The organism is Acinetobacter sp. ANC 4216, assembly GCF_004331195.1.
GTDB lineage: Bacteria > Pseudomonadota > Gammaproteobacteria > Pseudomonadales > Moraxellaceae > Acinetobacter > Acinetobacter kookii.
This window is the reverse complement of record NZ_SJOC01000018.1, coordinates 37,648-49,718: the sequence shown is the minus strand read 5'-3', so window position 1 is coordinate 49,718 and position 12,071 is coordinate 37,648. Positions and strand designations below refer to the sequence as shown.

Here is a 12,071-nt window from a genome sequence, read left to right as displayed (position 1 = left end):
ATACAGATAAGAAAAGAACATTCGAATTTCTGAGCAACAACTTTCATCTGGCAGCATCCACCATTGCTGCAATTTATAAAGACCGCTGGAAGATTGAGTTATTCTTTAAAGCCATCAAGCAGAATTTAAAACTGAAGTCATTTCTAGGTCGAAGCCGCAATGCGATACAAACGCAAATATGGATTGCATTAATCGCCTATTTGCTGGTGAACTTCGCTAAACACATGGCACAAGAAGAATGGAGTATTCAGCGTTTATTGCGAATTATTCAGGTCAATTTATTTGAAAGGAAACTTTTAAGGTCACTCTTTGTGCCTGATAAAAAATGGCGAAAACAAGAAGAACCTCAATTGAGGTTCTTCTTGTGATATTTGTGGGACAGCAGTGGCTTTAAGCTCCTTTTTATATCGCTCGCTTGAGCAGTTTAAAGTTTCATTGAGTTTTGCATAAATTGTGCAGCGGTGTCGTTATACCAGCTGCATTGATTGTTCAAAGTTTCAATCTCTTCAATAGCCAGTTTGCGCTCTGCTTCAGTTAATGTACTGCTTAATTTGTCCTTTTGTTCTTGAATGTACTGAGCTAGGCTGTATTCAACTCCTTTCAGATAACGCCCAGCACCATAGTAGTCGCCTTTATATTCTGCCGCGCCATAAGTTGCGTCTGCATCTGTACCGTCATCGGATTCTAAGTAGGCAATGGTGTCTTTATAGGTTTTCTTAAAGATATGCGTGTCATTTTGAGCAAAACGTGCCGCATAACCATCAAAAGCGAATTTTTCGTCACTCTTGTCACTGGTATAGAGATACAGATTTTCTTGATTATTGCTGTGAATACTATTTTGTAAGCAATATGCACCAGCAGGGAAAGTTAAGTCTTTGACTGAATTATAATAAGCAAGGCGCTGTGCAGAAATATTTGGAATTGAATTATTTACAATATCCCATTGATCTCTGGACTCTAATGTCGCTAAAGCATTTTTGCCGTTGAGGTCAATTTTTTTGAAATTTGTGCTAAATACAAGACCGGTTGAGCCAACAGGAGAATAAGGCTTATGTGTAAACACTAAATTATTCAAAGATCCTGTTCCGACTAAATATCCATATTGGGAATTTTTTGGTCCTAACTCTTGATAAACACCATCTTGAGTAACAAATATGTCATTGTCTGGTGTAGGCGAGTCATCTTGAACATATACATTGCCCTGATCAAGAGTGATTATGTTATGAACAAATTCAATGGGTTCATTGACTGCATAGCCAGCTTCAATTTCAAAATAGTGCCATTGTTGAAAATCTTTATTTTCTTCGGCAGAGCCAGAATCTGTACCTTGATAAGTACTGTCTGAACCGCCGCCACCGCAGCCAACCAAAGTTAGTGCTGTTATAATTGATAAGCTCAGATATTTAAGCTTCATGATGAAACACCCCCGTTATTATTAATTAAAAATTTAAGTTTTTTGATAAAAGATAAAAAACGAAGTCGATGATTAATTATTCATCTAATAATGTAAATGACTTATTGTTACTTCAAGAAATATTAACAAAATCATTATTTTAAATTTAACTAAAGATTTAATTTAATTGATTAATAATAGTTTATAATCAAACTCGATTTAAAGTGCATTAAGCCACCAAAGTACACCGATCAAAACAGCCATATGCAGAATTTGTACAGGTGCAAAATAAAGTGCAAATTTTAAGCCTCCGCTGATGGCTGCATTAATGCATTTAGAAACGGCATGCGCAGCCAGACCTAACATCATTGCATAGAGCAAGCTGGCATTTGTCGGTTCACCCTGAATTACTACAGCGGCTGCAGCAGCATGAATTTCAAACAGTGAAGCCAGGAGTGTACCTGCAATTAAACCGGAATCACCCAGTAAGAGTTCTAGGCCATGCACACCCGCCTGAATGACCGTTAATGTCCCTGCAATAATGGCGGCTTCTTTTAAGCTAAACATGGCACTATCGACAGGCTCTGTGTCTTCCACAGGTTCAGCTTTACGTAAAAGCCAGTAAGCGCAGAGTGCCAAAATGGTGAGGGCAATGAGCGAAGGCAAGATCAGCAGCTTTAGCCAGGTTAAGGAAACACCGCCTACAACAATAAATAAAAGCAGCAAAGTGGATATACATGACATTAGTGCTGCTCCGGCATTGGATCGAGCATCGGCCCCCTCATTACGTACCTGTATGCCTAAATGTGCAATCGTGGCCGTACTGGAAACAAATCCGGAAGCGATTGAAGAAAGCATGAGTGCTTTCTTGCTAGAAAGTAAACGTTTGGCCACGTGAGCCAATGCTTGCACCACAAGAATCAGGGTAAGCAGTTTTAAAATGATATGCGGATTAAGCACATTGCCCCATAAAGGCGTATCGGGGGTCAGCGGCAAGGCGATTAAGATCAGGGCCAGTAAAAATACGCCATCTTTAAGTTCTGTTCCGGTAATCCATTTTCCGGCAATCCCATGCATGGAATGTTTCATCATTAAAATGAAGGTCAGTACCACAGAGAGACTGGCAGCCAGGGTAATATTCCAGACACACAGCGCACCAATGAAATAAGTCATGACAAAAGCCAGTTCGGTGGTGACCCCGGGATCTTGCAGCTGGTTCTTCAGTGAAAAGATACCGATACCGCCCACAATCAGTGCGCCAATCACGCCAAAGATATCGCCAAAAGCAAAACACAAGGCACCCAATAAAGCGCAGATTGCAAATGAGCGAACCCCGGCAAAACTATGCTGATTTTCACGCTGCTTGCTACGTTCGCGTTCCAGACCAATCAGCAAGCCACAGCCCAATGCTGCTGCCATAACCATCAGCAAGTCTTGAAATGATGTACTTTGAAGGGGCAGATTCAGCATATTGTTCACAGGGAAAATCCAATTATTGGTTTATGCACAGTCAGCTGCTGAATTAAACAGCACATTCAGCATTATTGGCTATAAATATCCGAAAGTAAAAACATAATGCAAATGAAAACAGGCTATAGTTTATTTTGCAGTAAACGCTCATATCGATCAGTTTAGAAAAAGATAGGGGGATATTTTTTTCTAAAACGGGCTGAAGCGAGATGACCTTGAGTTTGCTATAGTGTGTGAATGTTTTGGGGCATATAACAATGAAATTTAATTTTGAAATGGATACTTCCTGGTGTCTGGAACAATTACAAAAAGATGGACGTATTACCGAGCGCAACAAGCTGCTGATTCAAACCACACACCGTCAGCGTGAGCAACTGAAATGGCATCCGCTACAATGGATTGCACATTTTAATCTGGTCGATCAGGCACATCCACAATCGACCTTAACCTTAAACCGCTTGTGCCAGTGGATTGCAGACAAAGCCCAGATTCCTTTTTATATTATTGATCCCTTGAAGGCCGATGTTGGTGCTTTGACCAATATCATGTCGCAGGAATTTGCCCTGCGCAATAAAATTCTGGCCGTCGAAATTCAGCCGGATAAAGTCCTGATTGCTACCGATCAACCCTTTAAAACGGAATGGGTGGCCAATCTCGAACACACGATTGCCCCGAAAAAAATTCAGCGGGTACTGCTTAGTCCGGATCAGTTGCAGCGCTATCTGGTGGAATATTATCAGGTCAGCCGTGCCGTTAATTCGTCGCAAAAATCCAGTGCCTATGACCGGGATAACAAAGGCGTAGAAGCATTATTGCAACTGGGTGATACGCAAAACCCGGATGCCAACGACCAGCATATTGTCAAGCTGGTGGATTGGGTGTTGCAGTTTGCCTTTGAACAGGGCGCAAGCGATATTCATCTGGAACCCCGTAAAGACACCGGCAAGGTGCGTTTCCGTATTGATGGCGTGTTGCATACTATTTATAAAATGCCGGCCAATACGCTTACCGCCGTGATTTCGCGCATTAAAATTTTAGGCCGCATGAATGTGGCGGAAAAACGCAAACCGCAAGATGGTCGTTTAAAAACCCGTACGCCTAAAGGACAGGAAACCGAGCTGCGTCTATCTACCTTGCCGACGGCCTTTGGCGAAAAAATGGTAATGCGTATTTTTGATCCGGAAGTGTTGGTGCGCAGTTTTCAGCAGCTGGGTTTTGAAGGCGGTTTACTGAGTGACTGGCAGGCTTTAACTGCACACAGTCACGGCATTATTTTAGTCACCGGTCCAACAGGTTCAGGCAAAACCACCACGCTGTATTCTTCACTGAAACAGCTGGCAACAGAAGAAGTCAATGTCTGCACCATTGAAGATCCGATTGAGATGCTGGAACCGAGCTTTAACCAGATGCAGGTGAATCTGGGGATTGATTTAGGTTTTGCCGATGGGGTGCGTGCGCTGATGCGTCAGGACCCGGACATCATTATGGTCGGCGAGATTCGTGATCAGGATACCGCCAATATGGCCATTCAGGCCGCATTAACCGGTCACCTGGTGTTATCCACCTTGCATACCAATGATGCACCCTCGAGTCTGACCCGACTGCATGATTTGGGAGTACAGCCCTTTTTAACGTCAGCCACGATTTTAGGGGTGCTGGCACAGCGTCTGGTACGCAAGCTTTGCCCGCATTGCAAACAGGAAACCTTTATTAATGAACAGGAGTGGAAGCATTTAACTTTTGATTATGCATTGCAAATGCCCAACTTCGTATTTAAGGCGGTGGGATGTGAAGCATGTCGCCAGACGGGCTATAAAGGGCGGGTCGGCATTTATGAATTTATGCCTTTAAGCCTTGCGACCAAACAGCTGATTGGTGCAGATGCGACTTTAAACCAGCTGCGTGATCAGGCGAAAAAAGAGGGAATAGAACCGCTACGTATCGCGGGCGCACGCAAAGTGCTGGCTGGCATGACCACTTTGGAAGAAGTATTACGCGTTGTCCCACTGAATTGAAATATTGTTTGAAAATGAGCAAATCTTAAGATTCACCTCATCTTGATTTGTTTTAATCATGCTATCGAAATGAGCAACAACTTAACGAGGGTTTGAACATGAACATGATTTCTAAAGCAGCTTTAGTGACCGCTTTGGTCGGTGCAACAACATTCGCCGTGGCAAATACGGCAGTCAATCAGGCTGCAATTGCACCACAAAAAACCACTACGGTTAAACAGGCTTTAACTTTAAAAGATGACAGCAAGGTACAGCTTAAAGGCTATGTGGTAAAAGCAGTCGGGGATGAAAAATACCAGTTCCGTGACAATACCGGCACTATTACCGTCGATATTGACGATGAGTTATGGCAAGGTAAACCGGTAAATGCCAAAACTCCGGTGACCATCATTGGTGAAGTCGACATCGATTACAAACCGGCTAAACGCGTTGAAATTGATGTGGATGCGGTTCAATTCTAATACGGTCTATTCAACGACACAGATCATCAGTTTGAGTTGCTATCTCTTGCAAATAGTGTCTCTTATGAAAACCACATGATTGGCTCATGTGGTTTTTTTAATGCAAACAGCTGTTTAAAGCGTGCTATTTTAAAATCACAAAATACAGAATACCTGAGAACCCGACATGCGAATCTTACTGGCAGAAGATGATGTATCCCAAGCAGAAAGCATCAAAACATGGCTGGAAATGGATGGCTACAATATCGACTGGGTGGAGTGTGGCGATCATGCCATTTTGGCGATTGAACAGCATCAGTATGACTGTATCCTACTTGATCGTGGACTACCCAAAGCCACTGGCGATGAAATTCTTAAAGCTTTGCGTGCGCATCAGCAACAGACCCCTGTGATTTTTATCACCGCGCGGGACAGTATTCATGACCGTGTTGAAGGGCTGGATTTGGGTGCCAATGATTATCTGGTCAAACCCTTTAGTCTGGAGGAGCTTTCTGCGCGTGTCCGTTCGCAGTTGCGGCAACATCAAAGCAGTGCCGGACAATATCTGCGCTATGCCAATCTGGTCCTGGATCCACAGGCGAAGACCCTTAGCCAGGATGGTCAAAGCATAAATTTAACGGCTAAAGAATTTCAGATTTTACATAAACTGATGCAAAAGCCGGAACATGTTATTACCCGTGAGCAGCTGGAGGAATCGCTTTATGCCTGGGGCGATGAAATAGAAAGCAATGCCATAGAAGTGTTTATCTATCAGTTACGCAAGAAAATAGGTAGCCAATATATCAAGACCCTTCGTGGTTTGGGTTATCGCATGAGTCAGGGTTAATATGTCCAAAGCCATTTCTCTACAAACAAGGTTAATCAAGACATCATTATTCAGTTCAATGCTGGCTGGGGGTTTGGCCTTGCTGCTTTTTACGGGAATTTCCCTGTACCAGACCATGCAGCTGCAAGACCAGCTCATGGATGAAATTGCAGATATGCTGTTGATGTCAGATCTAAGCACGAGTTCAGGACAACAGGTCGATGAACTCAGTGATGAATTTGACATTCAATACCAGTTAAAAGATCGGCAACAGGTGCTGAGTGAATCGAATAATTTTCATTTGCACAATTCATCTTCTAAGCTCCCAAATCACGTATCTGAAGGCTACAGTTTTATTTGGCAAGATTGGCAATTATGGCGGATTTACAGCACTGAAGATGCTGAGCTGAATATGTCGGTATGGGTCTTGCAGCCCATAGCTGAACGCTTTAAGGATCTGGCTCAAAATGTCATGCTGTATGGCCTGATCTTAATTGTGCTCTGGTTTATTCAATGGCTGATTCTGCATTTTGCGGTAAAACGCCAATTTAAAGTCATTCATCAACTGTCCAGAGAAATTTCAGCTAAAAGTGCGGATGATCTCGCACCGATTCATCAGCAGGTGCCTGAATTAAAAGAATTGCAGCCGATGGTATGGCAGCTGAACCAGTTATTACAGCGGCTTGAATACTCTCTGGTGGCAGAACAGCGCTTTACTGCGGATGCCTCGCATGAATTACGTTCACCCTTATCGGCCATCCAGATGCGATTGCAGGTACTGAAACGTAAATATCCGGAACTCGACCAAGACTTGGTGAGTATTCAAAATGATGTCAACCGTGGTACACAGGTGTTAGAAAACTTGCTGTTACTGGCACGGCTGGACCCGGCCCATACCGCTCAATTGCCCAAGTCTGAAATGGATGTGAGCAGGGTCATCAACGAGGTCATGCAAGCCTTGCAACCCTTTGCTGCCGAGAAAAATATTCAAATCGAGACCCAATTCGCTGAACATCTGGTGATTACTGGCAATGACAAACTCATTTTCAGTTGCCTGCGCAATCTGCTGGACAATGCCATCCGTTATGCCGGGCAAAATGGTCACGTATTTATTAAGATGCAGCAAAAGCAGCAACGGCTCAGCATTAGCATTGAAGATAATGGACAGGGGGTGACGGAAGAAGTCTTGCAACGACTGGGTGAGCGCTTTTATCGTGCATTGGGTACCAAAACCCAAGGTTCAGGACTGGGATTGTCGATCTGTAAAAAAATTATTGAATTACATGCCGGTGAAATTCAATTTTCCCGATCGGCACATGGTGGATTAAAAGTTGAACTGCAATTTCCATTGCCTATCCAGCATTAAAAAGCAGCATGTTTGCGCGCATACTGCCTGTTTCCACGTTTATTATTGTTGAGTGAATTATTTTTATTTGGTCAGGATCAGACGATTGTTACGAGTTAAACGTAGACGATATTCTTCTCCGGCATGCATAATCCGAATTTCTCGCCCCAGAGCAAACAGGTTGTTCGAGTGCAACATGGGAAGTGAGTGAGCGTTGTCATGATTACGGGTAAATAGGCTAAATGGTGCGTTCATTCCGTCGATTCCGTGGTATGTATTGAATGTTTTAAATGATAATCATTATCGAATAGACCTGTCAATGGATGATTTAAGATTTTATAAAAAACTTAAATTTGCTTACACTCTGTAATATTTTCAGGCTGAGGAACAGGGAATGTTTAAACCCGTAATTGATGTTGCCATTGCAATTTTACTGCATCAAAACAACGTGCTGGTGGGCTGGCGTGAAGCGAAACAGCATCAGGGCAATAAACATGAATTTCCGGGAGGAAAAGTGGAAGAGGGCGAAACGCCCCTGGCGGCATGCCGCCGTGAAATTTATGAAGAAGTGGGCATTGGTCTGCATGACTGGCATGCCTTTGATGTGATTGTTCATGAATATGATGATGTAATTGTCAAGCTGCATTTATTTCATGCCATTGTACCGACTGCTTTATTGAATGAGATTCAGCAGCCCTGGACCTGGTACAGCCGTGAAGAATTGTTGAATCTTAATTTCCCTCAAGCCAATCAAGCCATAATTCAGCGCCTGTATTGGCCCCATCAGATTAAAATTTCAGCGCAGCTGGATGACCTGGCGCAATTAAAACAGGATCAGTTGTTGTATTGGCGTGTCAGGGGAACTCAGCAGCAGCTAACGGAATTGGCTGAACTCAGTGTGGAGCATTTGGCGAAGTTAATTCTCAATGTCGATATTTTTCAGCAATTAAACTCGATTCAGCAGCAAGCCATTTCCACCATTCATTTAAAACAGCCACAACTGATGGCGTTAAAGCCGGGTGATTTGCCCTTGGGTAAGCGTACCATTGCAGCATGCCATGATCTGGCTTCAATGCAACAGGCACAGCAGATCGGGTGTGATGCACTCCTGCTGAGTCCGGTATTGCCGACTGCAACCCATCCAGAGGCTGTGGCATTGGGATGGGAACAATTCAAGCACTGGGTTTCACAGGTCGATCTACCTGTTTTTGCCTTGGGCGGCATGCAGTCGGGTGATCTTGCGGGCGCTCAAGAGCAGGGTGCCTATGGCATTGCAGGGATGCGCTTTTTATAAAAAACAAAGAGCATATATTTGAGGATATCAGTTCAACATATCCTCAGGTCTATAAGCCTTTCAGGGCTTTTTGCGCCTGTTGAATGGTTTTTTGATCTTTTTGCTGTTGTGCAGCTTTTAAAATGACCTGCCAAAGCTGTTTCTTCATTGGATTGGTTTGTGCATAACTAAGCCCGCGTTGCGCCAGAGCTTTGACATTTGCAGGCTGACTCTTTTTATTGGCAATTAGTGCCAGATACAAGAAGGTTTCAGCGGATTGCGGCGCAAGGCGCTGTGCCTGCAATGCCGCAGCTTCTGCTTCATTCCATTTTCCCTGCTTATAGGCGAGTTGGGTTTTTTGCATGAGCTTTTGAAATGCAGGCAGCTGGCGGCCATCTTCAAATTGCTGTTTGCTGTGTTGCTCAGGAACAATCACCTGCATCTTTTTACGCTGAATTTCTTCACGTTCATAAGGGGTGATGACCACCCCCGAAGGTGTTTTAATGTCCGGCTTTTCTGCCGGGACCGGTTTCGGTGGCTGTTTGCTTTCGGGCGCAGGCAGGCTTTGACAGCCGACCAAGCCAATCAAGCTCAGGGCAATGAGCCCGTATTTATGCCGTTTACATTGCCCATTCATGCTTCACTGTCACCCTTAATTGTTATAACTACCACTTGAAATGACCTGATTCGTAGAATCCTCGTTCTGCGTTTCAGTCTCACTTTCACGAATATAGTTACCAATACTATCGTTTTGATCGACAGGTGCCTGATTGTTTTCAGTATCAGGATTGTAAGCAGGTTCTACCTGATAGTTCGGTAAACCGCAGGCAGTGGCCTGTCGTGGCATACTACTGCGAAGTAAGGGAATGTACATGGCACCTTCACAACCTTGCGCAGATAAATATCCACTAGAACGGTCAATCCATTGCCATTGCACATTTTCGGTCTGACGCAGGTTAACCGGTTTCTGACGCAACTGTTTCATGACATTAATCCAGACCGGAAGCGCACCTGAAGAACCGGTTAGGCCAGTCACCTTGTTATTATCCAGACCCAGCCAGACCACACTGAGATAATTGCCTGAATAGCCTGCAAACCAGGAGTCACGGGTATCATTGGTGGTGCCCGATTTGCCTGCCAGTTTCAGGTCGGTAGGGAAAGCGCTATAAGCGGCACGTCCCGTACCCGAGCTCATGACTTGCTGTAAACCATAATTCAGAATATAGGCCGCAGAAGCATCGATGGTTTGTTGTGGCGTCAGGCCATAACGATCGAGCAGGCGTCCATTGGAATCAACCACCGAGCGAATGGACTTGATAGGATATTTGAAACCGCCAGTTGCAAAATTGCCGTAAATACTCATCACTTCCATCGGTGACATATCAATCGCCCCCAGAAAGATCGACGGATAGTTTGGAATATTGGCAGTCACGCCAAATTTTTTCAGGTGATTGCTAAAGGTCGAAATTCCAAATTCCTGACCTAAACGTACGGCAGCCAGGTTGTAGGAGTTCGCCAGCGCTTCGGACATAGGAACAATACCATGCTCGCCCCCACTGTAATTTCTAGGCGTCCAGTTTTTACCTTCGCTATAAATGTTCAGGGCACTGTCTTCAACCGGTGTAGCCCAGTTATAACGGCCAGATTCAATCGCACTTAAATAAATCACCGGTTTAAGCAAGGAGCCAACCTGACGTTTTGCGTCCAGTGCACGGTTAAATCCGGTAAAATCCTGAGTAGAACCTAAAGCTGCAACCAGTTCACCATTTTCAGGATGAGAGATCAAAACAGCGCCTTGCAAATCTTTTAAACGTTTGGGATTGGCATTGGCTAAACCGGAAACTGAAGCTTTAAATGCTTCCTGGACTTTGGTTTGGGCAATTGGATCCAGTGTGGTAAAGATTTTTAACCCTTGATTGGTCAGATCGCCTTCCTGATATTCGGTGCGTAGCTGTCGACGTACAATATCCATGAAATCTGGGAAGCGGGCAGGTCCCAAGGTGGGTTTTGCAATCACATTTAATGGTCGTGCAATTTCTCGTTCATACTGTTCTTGGCTCAGATATCCCATCACCAGCATATTATTTAACACGATATCGCGACGTTTTTTTGCGCCTTCTGGATTTTTCCACGGATTAAACAGGGAAGGCCCTTGCACCAGACCGACTAAATAAGCCTGCTGGGCAATGTTCAGTTCGCGTAGCGGCAAGCCGAAATAAAACTGTGAAGCCAGACCATAGCCATTAATCGAATAATTGCCATTTTGCCCAAGGTTCACTTCATTTAAATACGCTTCCAGAATTTCATCTTTGTCATAATGAAGCTCAATCAGCATGGCCATGAGGGCTTCATTGACTTTACGTTTTAAGGTTCTTTCCGGGCTTAAATAGAAGTTTTTCACCAGCTGCTGGGTCAGGGTAGAACCCCCCTGACGTTTGCCACCGGTGAGATTGCTGACTACAGCACGCGCTGTACCACGAACCGATATGCCATGGTGATGATAAAAGTTACGGTCTTCCGTTGAGATCAGGGCTTCAATGAGCGGTTTAGGCACATTATTAAGCTTAATCAGCACACGGTCTTCATTATGTTGCGGATAAATTCCGCCAATCAATAAAGGTTCTAAACGTGCAATGCCGGTAGACGAAGGCTTGGTTGCACTGACTTCACCAATCTGATTATTGTTAAAGGTAACTTTTAAGACCTGCTCGGGTTCAACGCTGTCACCAAAGTCAAAGCCGCGGGTATGCACATACAGGGCATCACCAGAGCTTACATAACTGCCGGATTGAGTATAGCTGTCAGAACTTTTATAGCCCAGAAGTTTGAGTTCCTGAGTGAAGTCTGTCTGGTTGACCGGTGCATTGGTATAAATTTCCAAAGGACGGGCAAAAACCTTTGCCGGAATATCCCAGCGCTGTCCTTCAAATTTATTGCGTACAATATTGTCCATTCGGATTAAATAGACACTAAAAACCAAGAAGACGCCAATGACTAATATTGAAAAAATAAGGGCCAGTAAACCGATCCCGCGTTCAGACTTCATCAATGATTATAAGATCCAAATAAATTGTGCTAATCATGCGAAGCTTTTCATTTTTTTGCAATAATTAATCTGTGAATGAAGAGAAAATATAACAAGAAACCGGACAAAATATTGGTAATGAGTCTTTGATTTTATAACAGATATTATTTCTGGAATTAAAACCGTATTTGCCAATAATATGTTCCTATTAAAGCAAATAAAACAGCTTTAAACATCTAAGTTATTCCGTTAAAAGCAATTTTATAAAATGGCTGACATTTAGC

General features: G+C 43.8%; 11 protein-coding genes. 6 read left to right on the top strand and 5 right to left on the bottom strand.

All coding sequences use genetic code 11. The features are described 5' to 3' along the window. The coding region (locus E0H88_RS14000) for a transposase (RefSeq protein WP_131274625.1) at positions 1–368 on the top strand (368 nt) is incomplete at its 5' end. A 56-nt stretch (positions 369–424) separates the two neighbouring features. Here the strand turns inward: E0H88_RS14000 and E0H88_RS13995 are convergent. Beyond that, positions 425–1,414 carry a hypothetical protein gene (locus E0H88_RS13995; protein ID WP_131274624.1) on the bottom strand — a complete coding sequence of 330 codons (990 nt, stop codon included), beginning with the start codon at positions 1,412–1,414 and terminating at the stop codon, positions 425–427. A gap of 198 nt (positions 1,415–1,612) precedes the next feature. Then, positions 1,613–2,863: an MgtC/SapB family protein gene (locus E0H88_RS13990; protein ID WP_131274629.1), complete on the bottom strand. Its 1,251-nt coding sequence runs from the start codon at positions 2,861–2,863 to the stop codon at positions 1,613–1,615. Between the two features lie 257 nt (positions 2,864–3,120). Between E0H88_RS13990 and tfpB the strand changes: the two genes are divergently transcribed. The 4 genes from tfpB to E0H88_RS13970 all read left to right on the top strand — a co-directional run bounded on the left by tfpB (position 3,121) and on the right by E0H88_RS13970 (position 7,510). Continuing rightward, positions 3,121–4,878, top strand: coding sequence for a type IV pilus assembly ATPase TfpB (tfpB, locus tag E0H88_RS13985; protein ID WP_131274623.1), 1,758 nt, complete (start codon positions 3,121–3,123; stop codon positions 4,876–4,878). 98 nt (positions 4,879–4,976) lie between these two features. Continuing rightward, positions 4,977–5,339: a NirD/YgiW/YdeI family stress tolerance protein gene (locus tag E0H88_RS13980; protein WP_131274622.1), complete on the top strand. Its 363-nt coding sequence runs from the start codon at positions 4,977–4,979 to the stop codon at positions 5,337–5,339. 166 nt (positions 5,340–5,505) lie between these two features. After that, positions 5,506–6,165 carry a response regulator transcription factor gene (locus tag E0H88_RS13975; protein WP_131274621.1) on the top strand — a complete coding sequence of 220 codons (660 nt, stop codon included), beginning with the start codon at positions 5,506–5,508 and terminating at the stop codon, positions 6,163–6,165. Between the two features lies 1 nt (position 6,166). Next, positions 6,167–7,510: a sensor histidine kinase gene (locus E0H88_RS13970; protein WP_131274620.1), complete on the top strand. Its 1,344-nt coding sequence runs from the start codon at positions 6,167–6,169 to the stop codon at positions 7,508–7,510. Positions 7,511–7,573: 63 nt separating this feature from the next. Here E0H88_RS13970 and hemP read toward each other — a convergent pair whose 3' ends face one another. Then, the gene (gene hemP, locus E0H88_RS13965) at positions 7,574–7,744 is read right to left on the bottom strand and encodes a hemin uptake protein HemP (RefSeq protein WP_092818514.1); all 171 of its coding nucleotides are present in this window, start codon (positions 7,742–7,744) and stop codon (positions 7,574–7,576) included. A gap of 139 nt (positions 7,745–7,883) precedes the next feature. Here hemP and E0H88_RS13960 point away from each other — a divergent pair, with 139 nt between their 5' ends. Beyond that, on the top strand, positions 7,884–8,783 hold the full coding sequence (locus E0H88_RS13960; RefSeq protein ID WP_131274619.1) for an NUDIX domain-containing protein: 900 nt from the start codon (positions 7,884–7,886) through the stop codon (positions 8,781–8,783). 49 nt (positions 8,784–8,832) lie between these two features. Here E0H88_RS13960 and E0H88_RS13955 read toward each other — a convergent pair whose 3' ends face one another. Together E0H88_RS13955 and mrcB are read right to left on the bottom strand one after the other, a co-directional pair. Beyond that, positions 8,833–9,399 carry a tetratricopeptide repeat protein gene (locus E0H88_RS13955; protein WP_131274618.1) on the bottom strand — a complete coding sequence of 189 codons (567 nt, stop codon included), beginning with the start codon at positions 9,397–9,399 and terminating at the stop codon, positions 8,833–8,835. Between the two features lie 15 nt (positions 9,400–9,414). Continuing rightward, complete coding sequence (gene mrcB, locus E0H88_RS13950; protein WP_131274628.1) at positions 9,415–11,808, bottom strand: penicillin-binding protein 1B; 2,394 nt, start codon at positions 11,806–11,808, stop codon at positions 9,415–9,417. Positions 11,809–12,071: the final 263 nt, after the last annotated feature.